The organism is Mesorhizobium sp. W067 (assembly GCF_054719525.1).
The window spans coordinates 543,715-564,977 of record NZ_JBTTII010000001.1; the positions used below are offsets into that span (position 1 = coordinate 543,715).

Annotated in this window: 24 protein-coding genes; 15 read left to right on the plus strand and 9 right to left on the minus strand. The window is 62.9% G+C overall.

Annotation, left to right across the window (positions count from 1 at the left end):
* Positions 1-61 precede the first annotated feature (61 nt).
* The gene (locus ACYG97_RS02555) at positions 62-979 is read left to right on the plus strand and encodes a fatty acid desaturase family protein (RefSeq protein WP_023731991.1); all 918 of its coding nucleotides are present in this window, start codon (positions 62-64) and stop codon (positions 977-979) included.
* Positions 980-991: 12 nt separating this feature from the next.
* Here the strand turns inward: ACYG97_RS02555 and ACYG97_RS02560 are convergent, their stop codons facing one another.
* Complete coding sequence (locus ACYG97_RS02560; protein WP_023731990.1) at positions 992-2,158, minus strand: amidohydrolase; 1,167 nt, start codon at positions 2,156-2,158, stop codon at positions 992-994.
* A 91-nt stretch (positions 2,159-2,249) separates the two neighbouring features.
* Here ACYG97_RS02560 and ACYG97_RS02565 point away from each other — a divergent pair, with 91 nt between their 5' ends.
* Positions 2,250-3,098, plus strand: coding sequence for an AraC family transcriptional regulator (locus tag ACYG97_RS02565; protein WP_245260710.1), 849 nt, complete (start codon positions 2,250-2,252; stop codon positions 3,096-3,098).
* On the opposite strand, the gene ACYG97_RS02570 is transcribed toward ACYG97_RS02565, so the two are convergent.
* The 3 genes from ACYG97_RS02570 to ygfZ form a co-directional block, all read right to left on the minus strand.
* A complete protein-coding gene (locus ACYG97_RS02570; RefSeq protein WP_023670259.1) occupies positions 3,067-5,199 on the minus strand; it encodes a putative bifunctional diguanylate cyclase/phosphodiesterase in 2,133 nt (710 codons plus the stop codon). The two genes, ACYG97_RS02565 and ACYG97_RS02570, sit on opposite strands and share 32 nt — an antisense overlap.
* Positions 5,200-5,266: 67 nt before the next feature.
* On the minus strand, positions 5,267-5,905 hold the full coding sequence (locus tag ACYG97_RS02575; protein WP_023670260.1) for an HD domain-containing protein: 639 nt from the start codon (positions 5,903-5,905) through the stop codon (positions 5,267-5,269).
* On the minus strand, positions 5,905-6,765 hold the full coding sequence (gene ygfZ / locus ACYG97_RS02580) for a CAF17-like 4Fe-4S cluster assembly/insertion protein YgfZ (RefSeq protein ID WP_023731988.1): 861 nt from the start codon (positions 6,763-6,765) through the stop codon (positions 5,905-5,907). Before ygfZ ends, ACYG97_RS02575 begins: the two co-directional genes overlap by 1 nt.
* Positions 6,766-6,847: 82 nt before the next feature.
* Here ygfZ and ACYG97_RS02585 point away from each other — a divergent pair, with 82 nt between their 5' ends.
* From ACYG97_RS02585 to ACYG97_RS02595, 3 genes are all read left to right on the plus strand, one after another.
* Complete coding sequence (locus tag ACYG97_RS02585) at positions 6,848-8,179, plus strand: dihydroorotase (protein WP_023731987.1); 1,332 nt, start codon at positions 6,848-6,850, stop codon at positions 8,177-8,179.
* A gap of 55 nt (positions 8,180-8,234) precedes the next feature.
* Positions 8,235-8,462, plus strand: a complete 228-nt coding sequence (locus ACYG97_RS02590; protein ID WP_027049982.1) for a hypothetical protein — start codon at positions 8,235-8,237, stop codon at positions 8,460-8,462.
* A 62-nt stretch (positions 8,463-8,524) separates the two neighbouring features.
* The gene (locus ACYG97_RS02595; protein ID WP_023731986.1) at positions 8,525-9,253 is read left to right on the plus strand and encodes a nucleotidyl transferase AbiEii/AbiGii toxin family protein; all 729 of its coding nucleotides are present in this window, start codon (positions 8,525-8,527) and stop codon (positions 9,251-9,253) included.
* 21 nt (positions 9,254-9,274) lie between these two features.
* Here ACYG97_RS02595 and ACYG97_RS02600 read toward each other — a convergent pair whose 3' ends face one another.
* From ACYG97_RS02600 to ACYG97_RS02615, 4 genes are all read right to left on the minus strand, one after another.
* On the minus strand, positions 9,275-10,078 hold the full coding sequence (locus tag ACYG97_RS02600; protein ID WP_023731985.1) for a hypothetical protein: 804 nt from the start codon (positions 10,076-10,078) through the stop codon (positions 9,275-9,277).
* Between the two features lie 106 nt (positions 10,079-10,184).
* On the minus strand, positions 10,185-10,442 hold the full coding sequence (locus tag ACYG97_RS02605; RefSeq protein ID WP_023673564.1) for a hypothetical protein: 258 nt from the start codon (positions 10,440-10,442) through the stop codon (positions 10,185-10,187).
* Between the two features lie 325 nt (positions 10,443-10,767).
* Positions 10,768-11,145, minus strand: a complete 378-nt coding sequence (locus tag ACYG97_RS02610) for a TIGR02301 family protein (RefSeq protein ID WP_023731984.1) — start codon at positions 11,143-11,145, stop codon at positions 10,768-10,770.
* Between the two features lie 68 nt (positions 11,146-11,213).
* The gene (locus ACYG97_RS02615; RefSeq protein ID WP_023698665.1) at positions 11,214-11,621 is read right to left on the minus strand and encodes an NUDIX hydrolase; all 408 of its coding nucleotides are present in this window, start codon (positions 11,619-11,621) and stop codon (positions 11,214-11,216) included.
* Between the two features lie 123 nt (positions 11,622-11,744).
* Here ACYG97_RS02615 and ACYG97_RS02620 point away from each other — a divergent pair, with 123 nt between their 5' ends.
* Complete coding sequence (locus ACYG97_RS02620; protein WP_023731983.1) at positions 11,745-12,503, plus strand: SOS response-associated peptidase; 759 nt, start codon at positions 11,745-11,747, stop codon at positions 12,501-12,503.
* A 138-nt stretch (positions 12,504-12,641) separates the two neighbouring features.
* Here ACYG97_RS02620 and ACYG97_RS02625 read toward each other — a convergent pair whose 3' ends face one another.
* On the minus strand, positions 12,642-12,797 hold the full coding sequence (locus ACYG97_RS02625; protein ID WP_023673568.1) for a hypothetical protein: 156 nt from the start codon (positions 12,795-12,797) through the stop codon (positions 12,642-12,644).
* Positions 12,798-13,187: 390 nt separating this feature from the next.
* Between ACYG97_RS02625 and cysS the strand changes: the two genes are divergently transcribed.
* The 9 genes from cysS to ACYG97_RS02670 all read left to right on the plus strand — a co-directional run bounded on the left by cysS (position 13,188) and on the right by ACYG97_RS02670 (position 21,215).
* A complete protein-coding gene (gene cysS, locus ACYG97_RS02630; RefSeq protein ID WP_023731981.1) occupies positions 13,188-14,621 on the plus strand; it encodes a cysteine--tRNA ligase in 1,434 nt (477 codons plus the stop codon).
* Between the two features lie 283 nt (positions 14,622-14,904).
* Positions 14,905-15,309 (plus strand): endonuclease domain-containing protein, encoded by a 405-nt coding sequence (locus tag ACYG97_RS02635; protein WP_023731980.1) that lies wholly within the window; start codon positions 14,905-14,907, stop codon positions 15,307-15,309.
* On the plus strand, positions 15,306-15,692 hold the full coding sequence (locus ACYG97_RS02640) for a VOC family protein (protein WP_023684472.1): 387 nt from the start codon (positions 15,306-15,308) through the stop codon (positions 15,690-15,692). Before ACYG97_RS02635 ends, ACYG97_RS02640 begins: the two co-directional genes overlap by 4 nt.
* A 22-nt stretch (positions 15,693-15,714) precedes the next feature.
* Positions 15,715-16,206, plus strand: a complete 492-nt coding sequence (locus ACYG97_RS02645) for a GFA family protein (protein WP_023727579.1) — start codon at positions 15,715-15,717, stop codon at positions 16,204-16,206.
* Positions 16,203-16,679, plus strand: a complete 477-nt coding sequence (locus ACYG97_RS02650; protein WP_023731979.1) for a GFA family protein — start codon at positions 16,203-16,205, stop codon at positions 16,677-16,679. Before ACYG97_RS02645 ends, ACYG97_RS02650 begins: the two co-directional genes overlap by 4 nt.
* A gap of 8 nt (positions 16,680-16,687) precedes the next feature.
* Positions 16,688-17,644, plus strand: coding sequence for a prolyl aminopeptidase (pip, locus tag ACYG97_RS02655; protein WP_023684469.1), 957 nt, complete (start codon positions 16,688-16,690; stop codon positions 17,642-17,644).
* A 187-nt stretch (positions 17,645-17,831) separates the two neighbouring features.
* A complete protein-coding gene (gene cimA / locus ACYG97_RS02660) occupies positions 17,832-19,448 on the plus strand; it encodes a citramalate synthase (RefSeq protein ID WP_023684468.1) in 1,617 nt (538 codons plus the stop codon).
* Positions 19,449-19,587: 139 nt separating this feature from the next.
* Positions 19,588-20,517: an EamA family transporter RarD gene (rarD, locus tag ACYG97_RS02665; RefSeq protein ID WP_023731977.1), complete on the plus strand. Its 930-nt coding sequence runs from the start codon at positions 19,588-19,590 to the stop codon at positions 20,515-20,517.
* An 11-nt stretch (positions 20,518-20,528) separates the two neighbouring features.
* Positions 20,529-21,215 carry a glutathione S-transferase family protein gene (locus tag ACYG97_RS02670; protein WP_023731976.1) on the plus strand — a complete coding sequence of 229 codons (687 nt, stop codon included), beginning with the start codon at positions 20,529-20,531 and terminating at the stop codon, positions 21,213-21,215.
* The last annotated feature ends 48 nt before the right edge of the window (positions 21,216-21,263 follow it).

The following is a 21,263-nucleotide window of genomic DNA, read 5'->3' on the forward strand; positions in this document are numbered from 1 at the left end:
TTATCCATGTCGCAGAAATCCTCGTCTTTCGAAAGCTTTCTTATTCGAGTAGCTTGGCGCCATGACCGTATCGGCCCAGTTTGAACCCAGAGACCATCGCGACGGCATCGCGTTCCTGACCAATGAGCAGCGCAGCCGCCTGACCGGCAAGTCGGACGGGCCGGGTCTGGTCCAACTCGCCTTCCATCTCGGCGCGATTGTGGCTATCGGCGGGCTGATTGCGGCCAAGGTGTCGTACTGGCCGCTGTTGATGTTGCCGCAAGGCATTCTCATCGTCTTTCTGTTCACGCTGCTGCATGAGACGGTGCACAGGACGGCGTTCGAGACGCAGTGGCTCAACGATGCCGCCGCAAGGGTCTGCAGCCTGGCGATCGCGCTGCCCGCCGACTGGTTTCGCTATTTCCACTTCGCCCATCACCGTTTCACCCAGGATCCCGAGAACGATCCGGAACTCGCCTTCCCGAAACCGGAGACGATGCGGCAATACATCGTCCACGTCTCGGGCCTGCCGGTGTGGTGGGGGCATTTGCAGACACTCTACACCAACGCGATTGGCGGCTGCCACGACAGCTACGTGCCGCCGAAAGGCCTGCCCAAGGTGCGCACTGAAGCCCGCGCCATGATCGCTTTCTATGTCGTGGTCGCCGCGCTAGCCCTGTGGTTCGAGGCAAGTGTACTGCTCTATGTCTGGATCGTGCCGGCGCTGCTCGGCCAGCCCTTCCTCAGGCTCTATCTGCTGGCCGAGCATGGCCGCTGCCCGCTTGTCGCCAACATGCTGGAAAACACCCGCACCACGCTGACCAACTGGCTGGTGCGCAAAGTCGCCTGGAACATGCCGTATCACGCCGAGCACCACGCCTATCCCGGCGTGCCCTTCCATCAGCTGCCGGCCTTCCACCAGCTGATCGAGCCCCATCTCAAAGTCGTCGAACCCGGCTATGTCAGCTTCCACGAGAAATACGTCGAGACCTTGCGCTGAGGCGCTCGGCCGTCAGCGTAGCGTCTGCTCAACGAGCGTGACGAAATAGCGGAGCACGGTGGGGACGATGGCGTCGTTGAAGACATAGCGATCGCCGTGCAGCCCTTCGCCCGGTCTGACCGCTCCTGCGCCGACCCAGGCATAGCAGCCGCCGGCTTCGCGGACCATGTAGGCAAAATCCTCGCAGCCGAGGCTCGGGTTGGATGCGGTCTCGACCTGCTCGCGGCCGACAACCGCGGTTGCCGCCTGGACGGCCCGGTCAGTGGCAGCCGACGTGTTGACCAGCGGCGGGTAGCCTTTCTTGTAGGCGAGCTTGGCGGTGAGTGCATGCGCCGAGGCAATGCCTTGCGCGATGTCGCCGATCAGCCTTTCGCAATGGTCCGACAAAGTGGGCTCGAAGAAGCGGCAGGTTCCCTGCAGCCAGACCTTGCCCGGCACGATGTTGCCGACATTGCCGCCATGGATCTGGGTGATCGAAACGACCAGCGCCATTTGCGGGTCGACCGAACGGCTGACGATGCGCTGCACGGCTTGAACGAAGGCGCCGGCCGCGAGCACGGGATCGTCGCCTAGCTGCGGCATGGCGGCATGCGCGCCGGTCCCCTCAAAGTTCAGTTCGAAAGTGTCGACGGCCGCCATCATCGACCCGGCACGGGCCGCGATCTTTCCGAGCGGCAGCCCCGGCCAGTTGTGGACGGCGTAGACGGCTTCCACGGGGAAGCGCTCGAACAGTCCGTCCTCGATCATCCGCATGGCGCCGCCTTCATTTTCTTCCGCCGGCTGGAAGATGAAACAGACGGTGCCGTCGAAGGCTCTGTTGTCGGCGAGCAGCTTGGCGGCGCCGAGCAGCATCGCGATGTGCCCGTCGTGGCCGCAGGCATGCATCACGCCGTCTTTCTTCGACGCATATGGCAATCCTGTCTTCTCCAGCACGGGCAAGGCATCGAGTTCGGCCCGAAGCCCGATGGCGCGCACGCCTGGTCGTCCTCTGAGGACGCCAACCACGCCGGTGCCGCCTTTGCCTTCATGAACCTCGTCGAGCCCGAAGGTGCGCAGCTTGTCGGCGACGAAGCGCGCGGTCTCATACTCTTGGAAACCGAGTTCGGGGTTGGCGTGGATGTGATGCCGCCATTCCACCACCTGCGGGGTGAGGGCGGCGATGGGGTCGTTGTGCAGCATTGCGCTCTCCTTGCCGGCTATCGTAAATTCGGCCTTGTCGATGCCAGCACGTAAAGGATTTGCGCCGGCAGCGTCTTGAACAGGATTGACCGTGTCTGGAATTCAACAGCCTCAGGAGACGACGCAGTTCTGGCGTCATCCGCGCTTTCGCGATCTTGGCATGATCAAGGCGCGCTTCACGCGGCATCGCTACCAGCTGCACACGCACCCGACCTATGTCGTCGCCCTGATCACGCAAGGGTGCGAGCGGGTCCGCATCGGCAACGAGACTGTCCTCGCGCCGTCGGGCACGGTTCTGCTCGTCAATCCGGAGATATGGCATGACGGCGAGGCGGGTGCCGACCAGGGTTGGGCTTACTGCACCTTCTATCCGTCGGCCTCGCTCATGGGTGCGATCGCGGACGAACTCGGGCAGGATCGCCCGCCGTTGTTTTCGCAAGCGATCGTCGATGATGCCGATCTCGTCCAGGCAGTAGGCGTCGCGCACTTGGCTTCGACATCGGGTGATGCCACGAGCGCCGAAACATCCATGCTGATCGCCTTGCGCAAGCTCATCCTGCGCCATGGCGATTGGGGCGGCCGGCGGCGCGAGGCGGTCGAAAGCTTCGGATCGAAAAGCCGGCTCCGGGTCTATGAACAGGTCATCGAAGACCATCTGAACTCGGACCTCGATTTGCAGCGGCTCGCTGAAGCCGCAGGCGTGACGCGCTTTCAAGTTATCCGCGATTTCAGGAAAGTGCTGGGTCTCACCCCTGCTGCCTTCATCCGTGACCGCAGGCTGCGCCGTGCCGATCTGCTGATCCGGCAAGGTTCAGATCTCGCCGGTGCCGCCTTTGCGGCCGGCTTCTCCGACCAAAGCCATCTCTCGCGCACCTTCCGCGCCGCGCATGGAATGACGCCGGGGATGTTCAGGCGCGCCGGGACGCTGCCCTCGTCTTGAGAAGTCGAGCCATGTCGGCGGCCTTTGACGGCATGCCGATCAGAAAGCCCTGCGCCTCGACGCAGCCAGCCTTGCGCAATATGTCGAGCTGCGCTTCGGTCTCGACGCCTTCGGCGGTGACAGTGATGCCAAGTTCGGCACCAAGCCCGATGATCGTGCGCACGATCGCCGCCGTGTCCTTGTTGTCGATATCGTGGATGAAGGAGCGGTCGATCTTGATCTTGTCGACGGGAAAACGCCTGAGATAGCCGAGCGACGAATAGCCGGTGCCGAAATCGTCGAGCGCGATGCGGATACCGAGTTCGCGCAGCTGTCTCAGCGTCTTCAGCACCGTCTCGCTCTCATCCATCAGCACGGTCTCGGTGATTTCCAGTTCGAGCCGGCTGGCCGGCACGCCGGAAACGGCCAGCGCCGAAATCACGCTGCGGGCAAAGTCGGCGCTTCTGATCTGCACTGCCGAGACATTGACGGCGATGCGCATTCCAGGCGGCCAGCCGGCGGCCACGCTGCAGGCCTGTTTCAGCGCCCATTCGCCCAGCGGAACGATCAGCCCGCTGTCTTCGGCGGCTGCGATGAAATCATCGGGCGCCACCAGGCCGCGCGTCGGTGAATTCCACCGCATCAACGCTTCGGCGCCGACGATCTTGCCCGACGCGATGTTGGTGATCGGCTGGAACTCCAGCACGAACTCCCGCCGCTTCAGTGCCGTCTCGAGATCGGTTTCGAGCGCCAGGCGCGCCCGCACCAAGGCATCCATGCCGGGCTCGAAAAAGCGGTAGACGTTGCGGCCTTCGCTCTTGCCGCTGTAAAGCGCCATGTCAGCGTTCTTCAAAAGCGTGTCGGCGTCCTTGCCGTCACCGGGATACAGCGCGATGCCAAGGCTGATGCCGACATGCATGTCGCGGCCCTTGTCGCGAAACGGCTGGCTGACGACAGCGACGATGCGTTTTGCCAGTTGTTCCGCATCGGTGGCGCCTTTGGGATTGAACTGCAGGATGGCGAACTCGTCGCCACCGAGGCGGGCGACCACATCGGTGTCGCTGCGCAGGCTGTGCCGCAACCGCTCCGCCACGCATTTCAGCAGCCAGTCACCGGCCGGGTGTCCCCAGGTGTCGTTGACGGCCTTGAAGCGATCGAGGTCGAGCGAGAAGATCGCCAACGGTGTATCGCCGGCCATCGCCTGGTCGAGCCGTTCGCGAAACATCGAGCGGTTGGGCAGGTCGGTCAGCGTGTCGTAATGGGCAAGGTGGCTCATGCGCTCTTCGGCGCGCCGGCGCTCGGTGATGTCTTCGAAGGTCGCCACCCAGCCGCCACCGGCAAGCGGCCGGCGCGCAACCAGCAGCGTTCGGCCATCGGCAAGGCTGCGGTCTGTCGAACGCTCCTCACCGGCCTGCAGGCTGGCTCTGGTGTTGGCGATCTCGCCGTCGATGTCCATCGACGGATAGATGCGCAGTCGCACCATCTGTTCGAGCAGGGCGCGCTGGCTCATGCCGAGCGGGAAGTCGTCAGGCGTGACCTTGTAGAGGTCGAGGAAGCGCTGGTTGCGCACGATCAGCGTGCCTTCGGCGTCGTACATCAACAGGCCTTGCGACATGTTGGCGAGCGCCGCATCGAAGCGGCGGTGCTGCTCCTTCAGTTCCTGCTCGGCCCGCCTTTGCTCCGTAATGTCCTCATAGATCGACACCCAGCCGCCTGAGGCCAGCGGCCGGTGCGTGATGGAAACGATGCGTCCGTCCGACAGTATTTCCTCGTAGGTCGAGGCTTGCGCGCGCTCGATATAGGGCTTGCGGATGGCATACAGGTCTTCGGCGCTCTGTGAGGCGACACCGATGTCGACGCTGTGCTTTAGAATGTCCAGGAACGCGATGCCGGGCCGCACGATCTTCGCGTCGAGGGAGAAGATGCTGATATAGTTGCCGTTGCAGATGATCATCCGCTCGTCGGCGTCGAACATGCACAGCCCATGCGACATATTCTCGACGGCCGCGGAAAAGCGCTCGTTCTGGTGGCGCAGTTCGTCGGCGATCTGCCGTGGCGCGGCGACGCCTCCGGCTCCCCGTCTGCGGACGGGCGAACCACCCTTGACGTGCGCAACGGACATGAGGCGTGCCTGCTGACCGTGATCGAAACCCGGTACTGTGGTTACCGCTGGTTAATTTAGCGTATGTTCACTGCGCCGAATGCACGGCAACCGTTGCCTGGCGTTGCTTTTCAAGCGTTGCGTAGCGTTTGAGGAAGGCAGCTTGCGCCGAGGTCACCGAGTGCGGCTTAAAGTCGAAGCGGTCGGCATTGAACCCGCGCGGCCGGCCGAAGAACTCGGTTGCTTCCGCGGTCGAGAAACCGGCAAGCAGCGTTGCCTCGTAATAGGCGGCGATCTGGTCGGCGCGCTTGATCTCCTTGCGCAAGCCGACGCCGAGTTCGGGCGGCAGCGAAAAGCGCTGATGGATGGCGCGCTGGAGACGCAGCTCACACTCCTTGTAGGAGCCGCCCATTACCGATTTGAACGGCGAGATCATGTCGCCGATGACATATTCCGGCGCGTCATGCAGCAGTGCTGCCAACTGAGCATTGGCCGAGGCGTCCGGCTGCAACTCGCTGAACAGCGCCTCGACCAGCAGCGAATGCTGGGCGACCGAAAAGGCGTGATCGCCGCGGGTCTGCCCGTTCCAGCGGGCAACGCGGGCAAGCCCGTGGGCGATGTCGGAAATTTCGATGTCGAGCGGCGAGGGATCTAGCAGGTCGAGCCGCCGTCCCGACAGCATGCGCTGCCACGCGCGCGGTGGCGCTCCGACGCGATCGGCAGCCATCAGGCGTCCTCCGCGCCGATGGCTTCCCTGGGAAAGCTGAACTGCGCCCAGGCCGGGATGGCGAGCGAGACGGTGACATCACCGGCCAGTACCGGCTGGCCAGCGTCGAGCGCCGCCTTGGCCCGGTCGATGCGGGCAATGGCGAGTCCGGCCGTGCCCGCGGTCGAGCCGAGCGTGCCGACCGGCCGCCCCGCAACCGTCAGCTCCGTGCCGGGCGCGGGTAAGGCGCGGTCGGCCGAAACGATCAGCACGCGGCGCCTGGCGGTGCCGCGATGCTGCATGCGCGAGACCACTTCCTGGCCGACATAGCAGCCTTTCTTGAAGCCGACGCCGCCGGTCTCGTCGAGCAGCACGTCGTGAGGGAAGGCATCGCCGAGCTGATAATCGGAACCGCTTTCGGCAATGCCGTTGGCGATGCGGAGCGCCTGCCACGCAGCCGGGTCGCCACCTACGGATGCGCCGCCATAGGAGCGGCTCACAGCCACCTCGCGGAAGCGGGCATCGGCAAGTACCGTTGAATCAGACTGTGAAGCGCTTGAATCATCGCCCCACGCAACCGTCACAAGCACTTGATCCTGCCTGGCAATCTCGGCCTTGGCGCGCAGCTTGTAAAGCATCAGCCGGCGCAGGAAATCGTCTGCGATGTCGGCACGGCAATCCAGCCGGAATGCGTTCTCGCCGCTACGCGAGATCAGGAAATCGAACAGGATCTTGCCTTGCGGCGAAAGCAGCGCACCTGGCTTTGCCGCGTCGACGGCCAGCGTGTCGAGGTCGGTGGTGAGGATATTCTGCAAAAAATGCTCGGCATCCGGGCCTGACACGGAAATGAGGGCGCGGTCTTTGAACAGGGCAAAAGGCATGGGCGGCAAAGAACCTGATCTTGCAAAACAGTCGGCCTTTACGTAAGCCGACGATACTCCCCCCGCAAGAGACCGAACGCCCATGGCCACCACCTACGACCTCATCCTGACAGGCGGCACTGTGGTCAACCATGATGGCGAAGCCGCGCGCGATGTCGGCGTCAAGGGTGGTCGCATCATCGCAATAGACGATCTTCGCCAAGCTTCGGCCGGCGAAGCGATCGACTGTCGCGGGCTGCACGTCCTGCCAGGCGTCGTCGACAGTCAGGTGCATTTTCGCGAGCCGGGGCTGGAGCACAAGGAAGATCTGGAGACGGGCTCGCGCGCGGCTGTGCTGGGCGGGGTCACCGCCGTCTTCGAAATGCCCAACACCAATCCGCTGACCACCAGCGAGGCGGCGCTTGCCGACAAGGTGCGCCGCGCCACTAGCCGGATGCATTGCGACTTCGCCTTCTGGGTTGGCGGCACGCGCGAGAATGCCGATGATGTCGGTGAGCTCGAGCGGCTGCCGGGTGCTGCCGGGATAAAGGTGTTCATGGGCTCGTCCACCGGCGACCTGCTGGTCGAGGACGACGAGGGTGTCGCATCGATCCTGCGCAACACCCGCCGCCGTGCCGCCTTTCACTCGGAGGACGAGTTCCGGCTGCGCGAGCGCCTGGGCCTGCGCGTCGAGGGCGACCCGTCATCGCATCCCGTCTGGCGCGACGAGATCGCGGCGCTTCGCTGTACCGAGCGGCTGGTGCGCATCGCGCGAAACACCCGCGCCCGCATCCATGTGCTGCATATCTCCACTGCCGAGGAAATCATCTTCCTCCAACAGCACAAGGATGTCGCCACCTGCGAGGCGACGCCGCACCATTTGACACTCGCCGCCGACGACTATGCGCGGCTGGGCACGCTGATCCAGATGAATCCGCCGGTTCGCGCGGCCCGCCATCGCGACGGCGTCTGGCACGGCATTGCGCAAGGCATTGTCGATGTGCTCGGCTCCGACCACGCCCCCCACACGCTGGCCGAAAAGGCAAAGCCCTATCCGGCCTCACCGTCTGGCATGACCGGGGTGCAGACGCTGGTGCCGATCATGCTCGACCACGTCAATTCAGGCCGGCTGACCCTGCAGCGCTTCGTCGACCTCTCCAGCCATGGCCCACAGCGCATCTTCGGCATGGCCCGGAAAGGCCGTATCGCCGCAGGCTATGACGCCGATTTCACCGTTGTCGACATGAAGTGCCGCGAGACCATCACCAATGCGCAGGCCGGCTCCAAGGCCGGCTGGACGCCCTATGACGGCAAGGAAGTCACCGGCTGGCCGGTCGGCACCATCGTGCGCGGTCGTCGCGTGATGTGGGAAGGCGAGATCGTCACGCCAGGACAGGGCAGGCCGGTGGAGTTTTCCGAGGCGCTGCCGGCTTAGGCGGTTTCTTGCTGCGTTGGATTTTTTAAGCGCTATCCACTACGTTAAGGGCATTATGAACGCAGATATCGCGCCCATGATTGTCCCTGCGGAGTTTCCGGAGCTCCAGGCGCTCGCCTGGAACCGCGATGCGGCACGCCCGATTCCGGCCGAAGAGGCATTTGCGCTGTATGAGCGTAATTGGCGGTTTGTCGATCAAAAGCGTCTTACTGTGCGTGAGAAGATGCTTATCCAAAGTTTGGCAGACAAATTCGGTCACGGCGTGCTCTTGACCGCCGGCTGATTTCCCTCACCTGATCGTTCCTCGCAGCCGGAATATCAACAGGACACACCGCGAGCGTCATGATGGAATTCAAGAGGCCCGAGCACCAGATCATTGCCGAAGCGCTCGGGTTGATGGATCGCCATTTCCTGACCGCAAACCAGTGCTGGTTCGGCGGTGGCACTGCGATCGTTATGAAATTCGGGGAATATCGCCGCTCACTGGATGTGGACTTCCTGTGTGCCGACAGTGATGGCTATCGCGAATTGCGGACCTCCGCAGCCGAACGTGGCGTCAGAGCATTCTTTCCTGAGCCGGTCGAGGCTGTTCGGGACTTCCTGATCGATCAATATGGCTTGCGGACGATCGTGCGGTTGAAAGGCCAAACGATCAAGTTTGAAGTCATCCGCGAAGGCCGCATAAAACTGCGAGGCCATTTCGACGACGATCTGAATGTATCCGCCCTGGTCCCGGCGGATATGTTTGCCGAGAAGTTACTGGCGAACGCGGATCGATGTCAGGACCGTGCAATTGCATATCGCGATGCCATCGATCTTGGAGTGCTGGTTGGCATCTATAAGGAAATCCCGAGCGACGCTGTTGGCAAGGCGAAGGCGGCCTATGGCGTGGATATCGAGCGCAAGGTGGCTTGGGTGGTAAACAGGCTGCGGGACAAGGAAGAATTGCGGCATGCCGCCGAGGTGCTGCAAATGGATCCCAACGCGGCGGTCGAAGCGATTTCGGCCCTTCGAAATGAAGGTATCCGCATATGGCCTGACACAGGTCTCGAGCTTTCTAGCCCTAGCCAGTAGCCATCCCAGGGGGATCGCCGTTCAATCCCCGGCGACGAAAAACGTCCACTGCCCGGTGGGAGTAATGCCGACGCGGTAGAAGATGTAGGCTCCGAACTGCTTCATGTCGTCATAGTCGCCGGCGGTGACGATCTTGAACAGTTCGACCCGCTGCCTGGCGTTGAGCTTGTCAAGCGGCAGGGCGAAGAAATACGGCCAGACATAGAGTTCCTGCGGTGTGCCGACGTCTACATGGACATAGCCGGCATTGAGCACCTCTTCCAGGATAGCGAGGATTTCCTGACCTTCCTTGTCGCCCGATAGCCCTTTCAGGAACGCGATCGGGTCGCCCTCGATTTCGCCCAGCGACAATTGGGTCATGGTGTCGCCCTTGCCGATCAGCGGCCGCAGCTTCTCGATGTCGCCGCTGACGCAGGCCTCGACCATCAGATCGCGCATGCGCCTGACGGGCTCCGGCAATTTGGAAAGGTCGTAGACGACTTCGGGCACCGGCGCTTCTGGATCGGCACGCGGGTTGGCCACGCCGCCATCGTTGGCGGGGGCTTCCGGTTGGCTTTGTTCGGGCTCCGTGGGCGATTTCGGCTGGCTGGCGGCCGGTGGCGCCGTGCCGGGCAGATCGGGCATTGGCACTGAATTTTCAGACGGCGCCGTCTCACCATTGGCTGGTGGCCCGGCAGGAGCTGGAAGCTCCTCGCGCTTGATCTCGCTCAGCGCATAGGCAGGGTTGCTGGTCAGGACAAGCGCCAGCGGAACCGCGGCGCAGGAAGCGGCAAGCCAGATGCTGAGGACCACGCCGCGAGGCCGGCCTGACATCGAAAAATTCACCGCTTGTCTCTCCTCGGGCCTAGGCTCTTCAGGCATGATGCCCAAACGACTCGCCGTCGTCAAAGAACCGGTAAGCTGGCAGTGCACCCTCTGAGACGCGCGACGCCTAGTGCCGAAACCGCTCCGGCTCGAAGGCGCCGGCGATCACCTTTTCACGCATGCGATCGAGCAGGGCAAGGGCCGAGGTTTCGCCATTGGCTCGCAGCATCTCGCCGAACGCGGTTTCAAGCGCTGCCTCGGCGATGATTTCAGGTTCTATGCCGGCCGACAGACCTTCCGCCCAGGCCTCGCTATGGCTTTCCACCGCGGTCAGGCGCTTTTCTTCCCTGACCAGCGCGTCGATGTCGTTGACGCCATGTTCCATTTGCGATGTCCACCTTTCAAGCGGCGGTCCGACGGGTCGGATCCGGCTTGGCTGCCCCTATCTCACGCAGGCTAAGTAAGTGTCTGTAAATACGACATTTTTTTGATCGTCTTTACAAACTTCGTCGCCTGCGTTCGGTCCGATTCAAACTTAGCCGATTAGACCGGTGAGCGGGATGAAAACCTTCAGTTTGAGTTAATTCCGCATTCGCGCGCTAACGTTTCGTTAATACTGTTGCGCAAGTGCAACACCAAGATTGCATCAACGTGCCGTGGATACAAGGCGGGTGCTCGAAAAGGCGTGGCTAAACGCCGTCTGGCGCTCGTCAGTTGCCGTAACGCGAGGCGATGTCGCGCGACAGCGTCTCGCCTTCCTTCATGTAGCGGCTGATGGCTTCGGTCGCTGACGGCGTGCATTGGGTATAGGTGCCGCCGAAGGAACGGTAGCCGCGGTTGAAGCTGGCGATGAAGCGGGCGCGCCGCTCGGGATCGGGATTTTCCGAATAGATCAGCTTTTCCATCTCGGTGCGCCACTGGTCGCCCTTTTCGCCGCACAGATTGCGCAGGAAATGCAGCGACCCCAGCACCTCGGCCAGTCGCATCAGCCCGGGCTCGAACGGCGACTCGGCGGCCAGCGCCGGCTGCACGGCAAAAGCCGTGGCGGTGGCGATGCATGCGGCAAGGAACAGCGAGGTGCGGGTCATAAGTCTATCTGACGAAACATTTTGTCGCCTGCAAGGCGATTCTCGGAGCGGGCAGATATGGGCCTGCTTCAGGCCAAAAGCTCTTCAGCCACCTCCATGACGTCACCCGCGAGCGGCAGCGTCGCCATTTCATCAAGACTATAGAAGGCGGCGGTCTCGGCATCGTCGCTGGCCGTCGCTTCGCCGCCGGCATAAACGGCGCCGAACACGGTCAGCAGATAGTCGACCGGGTGATTCTCGCCGCTGCCGTCGATGTGGATGTCGCGAAGCGGACGATAGTCCTGCGCCCGCAGCCCGGTTTCCTCCAGCAATTCGCGCACTGCTGCTTCTTGCAGCGTCTCGCCGGGCTCGACCTTGCCGCCGGGAAAGGCATAAAGCCCCTGCGACGGCGGCCGCGCCCGTTTGACCAGCAGCACCGTCCTGCCGCGCACGACGGCGACCGAGACTGCGGGAAGTGTCTTGCGCTGCTCGTTCATCGATATCGATTCGCTTATGTGAGGCCCACCCTGTGGACCGGCTGGCAGCGAGCAGCTTTAGCCGTTGCGCAGCGCCGGTTCCATCGCCACGTTCGCGATCGGATCAATTCATCGAGCTTGCCAATGTGCGGACGCTTTGCCCTGACCGCGACGCCCGACCAGACCGCCGCCTTGCTCGGCCTGGCGGAGCTGGACGATTTTCCGGCCCGCTACAACATCGCGCCGACGCAGCCGGTGCTGATGGCGCTGTCGGGACCGCCGCGCATGCCGGGCTCGAATTTCCCGGATCGCCAGGCGATGCTGGTGCGCTGGGGGCTGATCCCCACCTGGGTCAAGGACACCAGGGAATTTCCGTTGCTCATCAACGCGCGTTCGGAAGGCGCTATTGAAAAAGCCTCGTTCAAAGCCGCCATGCGCCATCGCCGTGCCTTGGTGCCGGCCTCCGGCTTCTATGAGTGGCAGCAATCCGGCAGCGGCAAGAAGGGCCAGCCCTACTGGATACGGCCGAGGCATGGCGGGTTGATCGCCTTTGCCGGGCTGATTGAAACCTATGCCGAGCCGGGCGGTTCGGAAATGAACACCGGCGCCATTCTTACCATCAACGCCAATGCCGGCATCGCCCATATCCATGACCGGATGCCGGTGGTGATCGCGCCTGAAGACTTTGCCCGCTGGCTGGACTGCCGCACGCTCGAACCGCGCGATGTGGCCGACCTGCTCAAACCCGCGCTGCCCGATTTCTTCGAGGCAATTCCGGTCTCCGACCGCGTCAACAAGGTCGCCAACACCGGGCCGGAGATACAGGACATGGGCATCGTCGAGCCCGACAAGGTCAGGCGCCAGAAGCCCGGCGCGGACGACAGTCAGATGACGCTGTTTTAGAGCGCGCTCCCAAGAAGCCAGGTCCGGTCTTCGGGAAGAACCTGCTCAATAGGAAGAGCTGTTGTTTTCAGGCGCGCTATGGGCGCCTCAGCCTTCCGTTCCGGCGCACGCCTTGTCGGCGGCCGGCACGATGCCTGTTCAGGCAGCGCGGGGCGAAGTGATTTTCGGCGCCGGCTTTTTATTCTTCGCGGTATGGAGAAGGGCGGCGACGATCGCGGCCGGGCCGATCGCACGGTAGTGGTTGGCGAGCGCCGGTTGCTTGGCGCGGCTCGATTCCTGCTTGGTTCGTGACATCGATCTCTTCCCTGGTAACATTTCCGTGTCTGCGTTTGCCGGCCGAATCTGGCCGAATCGTGACCTATGGTGGACTAGCCGGCGAATGTTTCATGACTGTGCCGACATGTTTAATAAAATGTTTCAGCGGCTCCTGACCTATTATCCAGCGACGCTTTTGCCGGAAGTTGCGACTTGACGGCAACACCGGCCAAGGCGATAAAGCCGCCGATGAAAACGTTTTCCGCCATTTGTGGCATTTGCATTATTGGCTAGCTTCGCGCTGGTCCGGACGTTTTCGCCTCATCTTTCCCCAGAGTGGACAAACGCCCCGGCCAGCAGGCTGGAGCCGATTTGTGCCTTGGCACAGGTTAGGCTCCATCCAGAACTTAACGGACCGGAAGGGCACGCATGTCTGACGCATCGAAGGGTCTCAGCCTCTACAACACGCTAACGCGGACGAAGGACGTGTTCGTCCCGATCGACCCGTCGAATGTGCGCATTTATGTCTGCGGTCCGACCGTCTACGACTTTGCCCATATCGGCAATGCGCGTCCGGCGATCGTCTTCGACGTGCTGTTCCGTTTGCTGCGTCACCTCTACGGCGAGGCTGGTGTCACGTATGTGCGCAACATCACAGATGTCGACGACAAGATTAACGCCCGCGCGCTGCGCGATTTCGGCGCCGAGATCGCGTCGGGAAACCTGACGCTCAACGAGGCGATCCGCCGCGTCACCGAAAAGACCGCCGATCAGTACTACAAGGATGTCGCCGCGCTCGGCTGCTTGCCGCCGACGGTCGAGCCGCGCGCCACCGAGTTCGTCGCGCGGCGCGCCGACGGCAAGGTTGACATGATCACCCTCATCGAACGTTTGATCGAACGCGGCCACGCCTATGTCGCCGCCGGCGAAGTGCTGTTCGACACCGCCTCGATGCCGGATTATGGCGAGCTGTCGAAGCGCAATCTCGACGAACAGCAGGCCGGTGCGCGAATTGCCGTCGACGCTCACAAGAAGAACCCGGGCGATTTCGTGCTGTGGAAATTGTCGTCACCGGAAGAGCCCGGCTGGGACAGCCCATGGGGCAGGGGCCGGCCCGGTTGGCACATCGAATGCTCGGCCATGTCGGCCGCCTATCTCGGCGATGTCTTCGATATCCATGGCGGCGGCTTGGACCTGATCTTCCCCCACCATGAGAACGAGATCGCCCAGTCGCGTTGCGCCCACGGCACCGACGTCATGGCCAATGTCTGGATGCACAACGGCTTCCTGCAGGTCGAGGGCCAGAAAATGTCGAAGAGCCTCGGCAATTTCTACGCCATCGCCGAACTGCTGGAGACCGACACTTTCGGCGGCCGCAAATGGCCGGGCGAGGTGCTGCGGCTGGCGATGCTGATGACGCATTACCGCGAGCCGATCGACTTTTCCGTACGCAAGCTGGAAGAGGCCGAGAATACGCTGCGCAAATGGAAGCGCGCCGCCGATCTCGCCCCGTCGGCAGGGCAAGTTCCGGCGGAGGTTGTGGCGGCGCTGTCTGACGACCTCGCCACCTATGCCGCCTTCCAGCAGCTCACGCAGCTTGCCGGTGAGGCCGCGGAGGGCAACGAAGCGGCCGCATCGCTGAATGCATCGCTGTTGTTCCTCGGCTTCGATATAGGCGCGGCCAAGGTCGACGAGGTTGCGGTCGCCAAGGCGATCGCCAAGCGCTTGGAACTGATCGCAGCGAAAAACTGGGCCGAAGCCGATCGCATCCGCGATGAGCTTCTGGCGCAGGGCGTGCAGCTGAAAGACGGCAAGGATCCTATCACTGGCGAACGCGTGACGACGTGGGAGGTAAAGCGGTGAGGGTGGCGCGAGACACCGTTGTAAGATTGGCGAAGGCCGGAGCGACAGCCAATCTCCCCCCTTGCGGGGGAGATGTCCGGCAGGACAGAGGGGGGTGTGAAGGAACGCCAGCGTTCCTTCTTGCCCACTTTCATTTCGGTCACTTTCTGAGAACGCAATGGCTGCCGGTTGAGACGCTGGCGGGACAGCACTCCCCTCTGTCCTGCCGGACATCTCCCCCGCAAGGGGGGAGATCAGCCCTCGCCTCGGTTTTCGCTAATCGCCAGCGCGGAGTGGCCTGAGCATGGGTCACGACCTCGTTCCATCGCGTCAGCGCAAGAATGCAAAGTCCATGCGTCGCGTCATGACCGATGCCGAGCTGAAACTGTGGAATGAGTTGCGGGCTCACCGGCTGATGAGGATGAGCTTTCGCCGACAGGTACCGATTAGGCCCTACATTGTCGACTTCGCCTGTTCGGCCCACCACCTCGTAGTCGAGGTTGATGGCAGTCAGCATGCCGACGTAGAAGATGCAGAACGCGACAAGGCACGCAGCGCTCAATTGAGTGCCAGTGGCTGGACCATCCTGCGCTTCTGGAACGACGACGTCATCCGCGATATCGACAATGTCTGCCAGCACATCGTGATCGAGGCCGGCTTGGCCGGCGCCGACGTGCCGGCGCCAGCAAGGGAGGAGCTTGTTTCATGATCGACCATCTCGGCATCAATGTCGCCGATTTCGGCGCGTCGAAAGCCTTTTATGACCAGGCGATGGCGCCGCTTGGCGCCTCGCTGATTTACATGGTGCCACTGGAATATACCGGCGGCGCCAAGGTCGGCGGTTATGGCCGCGACCGGCCGGTGTTCTGGCTGCAGGCCAGCGATGACAAGCCGAGGACCCATCAGCACGTCGCCTTCACCGCGCGCAGCCGCGCCGAGGTCGACGCCTTCCATGCCGCGGCGCTCGCCGCCGGCGGCAAGGACAATGGCGGGCCGGGGCTGCGCCCGCATTATCACCCGGACTATTACGGCGCCTTCGTCTTGGATCCCGACGGCAACAATGTCGAGGCCGTCTGCCATGCGCCCGAATGACTATGAAACGGAGTGAAACGCCATGAGCCTCGACAACCGGCCGATCTACACCGGCGGCTGCCAGTGCGGCGCGGTGCGCTTTCGCGTCGAGGGTGCGCTAGGTGACGCCTCGATCTGCCATTGCCGCATGTGCCAGAAGGCGTTCGGCTCATTTTACGCGCCCCTGGTCTCGGTGCGTGGCGCCAAACTCGACTGGACGCGCGGCGAACCGAAATATTTCGCCTCGTCCAGCCACGTCGATCGTGGCTTTTGCGGCAATTGCGGCACGCCGCTGACCTTTACCGCGCCCGACGGCGTCGGCCTTGCCATTGGCGCCTTCGACAATCCGGCCGAAATCGTGCCGCTGATCCAGTGGGGCACCGAGGCAAAACTGCCTTATGTCGACACCCTTCCGCAATTGCCGGGCGAGGACACGATGGCCGACATGTCGTCGGCGCCTTATCTTGCCGAGCTTGTCTCCTACCAGCATCCCGATCATGACACCGAACAATGGCCGCCAGAGGAAAAGTTATGACCGATGAAGTTCGAACCGGCGGCTGCCAGTGCGGCGCCGTCCGTTTCCGCATCAAGGGCAAGCTTGGCCGGGCGTCCATCTGCCATTGCCGCATGTGCCAGAAACAGTTCGGGTCGTTTTTCGGCGCCCTGGTGACAGTGCCCAAGGATGGCGTCGAATGGGTGCGCGAGGAGCCGACCTACTTCCAGTCGTCGGTCAACATCGATCGCGGCTTCTGTGCCCGCTGCGGTACACCGCTGACCTATCGCCAACCTGGCGCACTGGAGATCGCCATCGGCGCCTTCGACGACCGCTCCGATCTGGCGCCGCAGATCCAGGTCAACTACGCGGTCCGATTGCCTTGGGTGGAAACGATCTTTGACCAGCCCGTGCATCAGGATCCGGATTTCTACTCCCGCCAGGAGCAGATCATCTCCTTCCAGCATCCCGACCACGAAACCACGGACTGGCCCGCGAACGGCCTGAAGATATGAGCAATGAAATGAACAGTGAGCTTCGTACTCTTTATCCAGAGATCGAGGCGTTCGAGTCCGGCATGCTCGATGTCGGCGACGGCCATCATATCTACTGGGAGCGCTCCGGAACCAGGGGCGCCAAGCCGGCCGTTTTCCTGCATGGCGGTCCCGGCGGCGGCTTCTCGCCAAAACATCGGCAATTGTTCGACCCGAAGCTTTACGACGTCATCCTGTTCGACCAGCGCGGCTGCGGGAAATCGACACCCAACGCCTCGCTCGAGGCCAACACCACCTGGCACCTGGTTGCCGACATCGAGCGGCTGCGTGAGATGTGCGGCTTCGAAAAATGGCTGGTGTTCGGCGGCTCGTGGGGCTCGACGCTGGCGCTGGCCTATGCCGAGACGCATCCTAATCGCGTCAGCGAGCTTGTCGTGCGCGGCATCTACACGCTGACCCGCGCCGAACTCGAATGGTACTATCAGTTCGGCGTCTCCGAGATGTTCCCCGACAAATGGGAGCGTTTCCTGGCGCCAATTCCTGAAGCCGAGCGCGGCGACATGATGGCCGCTTACCGCAGGCGGTTGGTCGGCGCCGATGGCAAGGCGCAGCTGGAAGCCGCCCTTGCCTGGAGCCTGTGGGAAGGTGAGACGATCACGCTGCTACCGGAGCCGGAGACCAGCGACAAGTTCGGCGAGGACCACTTCGCCATCGCCTTTGCCCGCATCGAGAACCACTATTTCGTCCACGCCGGCTGGCTGGAGGAGGGGCAGCTTCTGCGCGATGCCCATAAGCTCGCGGATATTCCCGGCACAATCGTCCACGGCCGCTACGACATGCCGTGCCCGGCGCGCTATGCCTGGGCCCTGCACAAGGCCTGGCCGAAGGCGGATTTCCACCTCATCGAAGGCGCCGGCCATTCCTATTCGGAGCCGGGGATTCTGGATCGGCTGATACGCGCGACGGATGGGTTTGCGGGGAAATGACAGCGCGTGGCACCCCCCTCTGTCCTGCCGGACATCTCCCCCTCAAGGGGGGAGATTGGCTGTCATCGGCGCTTTCGCAAATCTCCGTCGCTGCAGGAAACGATCCGACGCTAAAGCTGCCGATCTTCCCCCTTGAGGGGGAGATGGCCGGCAGGCCAGAGGGGGGTGCTCGCGCGCCAACAGAACAATGACCAAACAACGCCTCTATCTCTTCGACACAACCCTCCGCGATGGCCAGCAGACGCCGGGCATCGACTTTTCCGTCGAGGACAAGATCGCGATTGCCAAGCTGCTCGATGAGTTCGGCATGGACTATGTCGAAGGCGGCTATCCCGGCGCCAATCCGACCGACACCGCCTTCTTCCAGCAGAAGCGCACGGCGAAGGCAAAGTTCGTCGCCTTCGGCATGACCAAGCGGGCAGGCGTGTCGGCATCCAACGACCCGGGCCTGGCAGCGCTCGTGCAGTCCAAGTCCGACGCCATCTGCTTCGTCGCCAAGAGCTGGGACTATCATGTCCGCGTCGCGCTCGGCTGCACCAATGAGGAAAACCTCGACTCGATCAACGCGTCGGTCGAAGCAGCTGTTGCCGCCGGCAAGGAAGCGATGGTCGATTGCGAGCATTTCTTCGACGGCTTCAAGGCCAATCCGGACTACGCACTGGCCTGCGCCAGGACCGCCTATGATGCCGGCGCGCGCTGGGTGGTGTTGTGCGACACCAATGGTGGCACGCAGCCCTCGGAAGTGCGCGCCATCGTCGACAAGGTCATTGTTTCAGGTATTCCGGGCGGCCATCTCGGCATCCATGCCCATGACGACACCGGCCAAGCGGTGGCCAATTCGCTTGCCGCCGTCGAGGCCGGCGTGCGCCAGATCCAAGGCACGCTGAACGGCATCGGCGAGCGCTGCGGCAACGCTAATCTGGTCTCGATCGTACCGACGCTGGCGCTGAAGCCGGCCTTCGCCGATCGGTTTGAAACCGGCATCTCGGCCGAGGCGCTGACCGGGATATCCCGGCTTTCCCGCGCCTTCGACGAATTGCTGAACCGTGCTCCGGAAGCGCAGGCGCCCTATGTCGGCGCCTCAGCCTTCGCCACCAAGGCCGGCATCCATGCCTCCGCACTGGCCAAGGAGCCGGCGACCTATGAACATGTACCGCCCGAGGCGGTAGGCAACCGCCGCCGCGTTATGGTTTCGGACCAGGGCGGCAAGGCCAATTTCCTCGCCGAGCTGAAGCGGCGCGGCATCGATGTGCCCAGAGACGACCATCGTCTCGATGCGCTGATCTCGGTGGTCAAGGAGCGCGAGGCCGAGGGCTACGCCTATGAGGGCGCCGATGCCTCCTTCGAGCTGTTGGCGCGCAAAATGCTGCACGGCCTGCCGGAGTTCTTCAACGTCACTTCGTTCCGCTGCATGGTCGAGCGCCGCTTCGATGCCAACGGCCAGTTGAAGACGGTCTCCGAAGCCATCGTCAAGGTGATGGTCGAGGGCGAGGAGAAGATGTCGGTGGCCGAAGGCCACGGCCCGGTCAACGCGCTCGACATCGCGTTGCGCAAGGACCTCGGCAAATTCCAGAGCGAGATCGCCGACATGGAGCTCGCCGATTTCAAGGTGCGTATCCTCAATGGCGGCACCGAGGCGATCACTCGCGTCCTGATCGAATCGCATGACGGCACCGGCGCACGCTGGTGGACGGTCGGCGTGTCGGAAAACATAATCGACGCCTCCTTCCAGGCGCTGATGGATTCGATCGTCTACAAGCTGATGAAGAACCGCGACATGGCGGGATTGGTGGCGGCGGAGTAGGGTTGCAAGACGTGGGTTTCCTCGCCCCCCGAAGTGGGGCGAGGAACTGGCGCCGCCCCTTGAGCCATCAGCGGAAGTCCATTGATCCATCATAATTTTGCGATGGTTTTGGATGGCCCACTGGGCCATAGCGTTTGCCATGGCCAGCGACACGATCCAGCCCGACGCCGACTCCAAAGCCCGCAGCGGCTTTCTCCTCGCGCTCGGCGCTTATCTGCTATGGGGCCTGTTGCCCTTCTACATGAAGGCGGTTGCGCATCTGCCGCTGATCGAGGTGATCGCCCACCGCATCGTCTGGTCGGTGCCGATTGCCGCCGCGGTGCTGGTCTGGGCCGGCCGCACAGCCGATTTCAAGGCGGCGATCCGCTCGCCGCGCAGCATCGCCATGGCGGCGCTGACGGCGACCCTGATCTCCGTCAACTGGGCCATCTATGTCTGGGCGATCTCGGTCGACCGCACCGTCGAGACCGCGCTCGGATACTACATCAACCCATTAGTTAGCATCGTCGTCGGCGCGTTGTTGCTCGGCGAGAAGCTCGACCGGCTGCAGATCGCGGCCGTGTTGCTGGCGGCGATCGCCGTTGCCGTGCTCACCGTCGACGCCGGCAAATTGCCCTGGGTGTCGCTGGCGCTGGCCTTTTCCTTCGCCGCCTACGGCTTCTTCCGCAAGACGATGCCGATCGGCCCGAGCCAGGGCTTTCTGCTCGAAGTCCTTTTGCTCTCGGTGCCGGCGCTTGCCTACATCGTCTTCCTGCTCGTCAACGGCCAGGACCATTTCATCTCCAGCAACGGCACCGATATGGCTTTGCTCATCGGCTGCGGCCCAGTCACCTCGGTGCCGCTGCTTCTGTTCGCCTTCGGCGCCAAGCTTCTGCGCCTCTCCACCATCGGCATCATGCAGTACATCGCACCGACCATGGTGTTCCTGATAGCCGTGCTGATTTTCGACGAGCCGTTCGGCACCACGCAAGCAATTGCCTTCGCGCTGATCTGGGCGGCATTGGCGATGTATTCCTGGTCGATGTTTCGTGGCCGTGAAATCCGCCCGGTGGCGTTGGCCCCGAAGTAGGGAGCCTTTCGATGTACGTGCTGCATATCGCCAACAAGAACTATTCGTCATGGTCGCTGCGGCCATGGGTGCTGATGCGCACCCTCGACATTCCGTTCGAGGAGCAATTGACGCCGTTTCCGACCGGGCCCAGTTTCGATCTTTACCGGGCGTTCTCACCCAGCGGGCGCGTGCCTTGCCTGGTGGATGACGGCTGGGCTGTCTGGGATTCGCTGGCTATTGCCGAGTATCTCGCCGAGCGCCACCATGGTGTGTGGCCTGCCGAGGCCAATGCGCGAGCCTGGGCGCGCTCGGCCGCCGCCGAAATGCATTCTGGTTTCACGGCCTTGCGCGGCGCATGCCCGATGAATTGCGGCTTGCGGGTGAAACCGTTGCCGATGTCGGACGCGCTGAAGCAGGATCTGTTCCGTTTGGGCGATCTCTGGAACGATGGCCTTGCCCTGTTCGGCGGGCCGTTCCTTGCCGGCGGCCATTTTACCGCCGTCGACGCCTTCTTTGCTCCGGTGGCGTTCCGTGTGCTATCCTATGGGCTGTCTTTCGAAGGGGCAGCTGCAGCCTATCCCCCGCAATTGCTTGGCCTGCCGGCCATGCAGGAATGGTATGCGGCGGGTCTCGCCGAGACCTGGCGGGAGCCGGACCATGAGGCGGAGGTCGCTGCCGCCGGCACCATCGTCGAGGATCTTCGCGCTACGGCGTGATGGGCATTCCAGGAAAAGCGCGTCGCGTTCCCTTGGGAATTGAGTGAA

Excerpts from the sequence above, each read along its gene's own strand:
- ACYG97_RS02555 (WP_023731991.1), top strand. The coding sequence starts at position 62 with ATGACCGTATCGGCCCAGTTTGAACCCAGAGACCATCGCGACGGCATC.
- ACYG97_RS02560 (WP_023731990.1), bottom strand. The coding sequence starts at position 2,158 with ATGCTGCACAACGACCCCATCGCCGCCCTCACCCCGCAGGTGGTGGAA.
- ACYG97_RS02570 (WP_023670259.1), bottom strand. The coding sequence starts at position 5,199 with ATGTCCGTTGCGCACGTCAAGGGTGGTTCGCCCGTCCGCAGACGGGGA.
- ACYG97_RS02575 (WP_023670260.1), bottom strand. The coding sequence starts at position 5,905 with ATGGCTGCCGATCGCGTCGGAGCGCCACCGCGCGCGTGGCAGCGCATG.
- ygfZ (WP_023731988.1), bottom strand. The coding sequence starts at position 6,765 with ATGCCTTTTGCCCTGTTCAAAGACCGCGCCCTCATTTCCGTGTCAGGC.
- ACYG97_RS02585 (WP_023731987.1), top strand. The coding sequence starts at position 6,848 with ATGGCCACCACCTACGACCTCATCCTGACAGGCGGCACTGTGGTCAAC.
- ACYG97_RS02590 (WP_027049982.1), top strand. The coding sequence starts at position 8,235 with ATGAACGCAGATATCGCGCCCATGATTGTCCCTGCGGAGTTTCCGGAG.
- ACYG97_RS02595 (WP_023731986.1), top strand. The coding sequence starts at position 8,525 with ATGGAATTCAAGAGGCCCGAGCACCAGATCATTGCCGAAGCGCTCGGG.
- ACYG97_RS02605 (WP_023673564.1), bottom strand. The coding sequence starts at position 10,442 with ATGGAACATGGCGTCAACGACATCGACGCGCTGGTCAGGGAAGAAAAG.
- ACYG97_RS02610 (WP_023731984.1), bottom strand. The coding sequence starts at position 11,145 with ATGACCCGCACCTCGCTGTTCCTTGCCGCATGCATCGCCACCGCCACG.
- ACYG97_RS02615 (WP_023698665.1), bottom strand. The coding sequence starts at position 11,621 with ATGAACGAGCAGCGCAAGACACTTCCCGCAGTCTCGGTCGCCGTCGTG.
- ACYG97_RS02620 (WP_023731983.1), top strand. The coding sequence starts at position 11,745 with ATGTGCGGACGCTTTGCCCTGACCGCGACGCCCGACCAGACCGCCGCC.
- ACYG97_RS02625 (WP_023673568.1), bottom strand. The coding sequence starts at position 12,797 with ATGTCACGAACCAAGCAGGAATCGAGCCGCGCCAAGCAACCGGCGCTC.
- cysS (WP_023731981.1), top strand. The coding sequence starts at position 13,188 with ATGTCTGACGCATCGAAGGGTCTCAGCCTCTACAACACGCTAACGCGG.
- ACYG97_RS02635 (WP_023731980.1), top strand. The coding sequence starts at position 14,905 with ATGGGTCACGACCTCGTTCCATCGCGTCAGCGCAAGAATGCAAAGTCC.
- ACYG97_RS02640 (WP_023684472.1), top strand. The coding sequence starts at position 15,306 with ATGATCGACCATCTCGGCATCAATGTCGCCGATTTCGGCGCGTCGAAA.
- ACYG97_RS02645 (WP_023727579.1), top strand. The coding sequence starts at position 15,715 with ATGAGCCTCGACAACCGGCCGATCTACACCGGCGGCTGCCAGTGCGGC.
- ACYG97_RS02650 (WP_023731979.1), top strand. The coding sequence starts at position 16,203 with ATGACCGATGAAGTTCGAACCGGCGGCTGCCAGTGCGGCGCCGTCCGT.
- pip (WP_023684469.1), top strand. The coding sequence starts at position 16,688 with ATGAACAGTGAGCTTCGTACTCTTTATCCAGAGATCGAGGCGTTCGAG.
- cimA (WP_023684468.1), top strand. The coding sequence starts at position 17,832 with ATGACCAAACAACGCCTCTATCTCTTCGACACAACCCTCCGCGATGGC.
- rarD (WP_023731977.1), top strand. The coding sequence starts at position 19,588 with ATGGCCAGCGACACGATCCAGCCCGACGCCGACTCCAAAGCCCGCAGC.
- ACYG97_RS02670 (WP_023731976.1), top strand. The coding sequence starts at position 20,529 with ATGTACGTGCTGCATATCGCCAACAAGAACTATTCGTCATGGTCGCTG.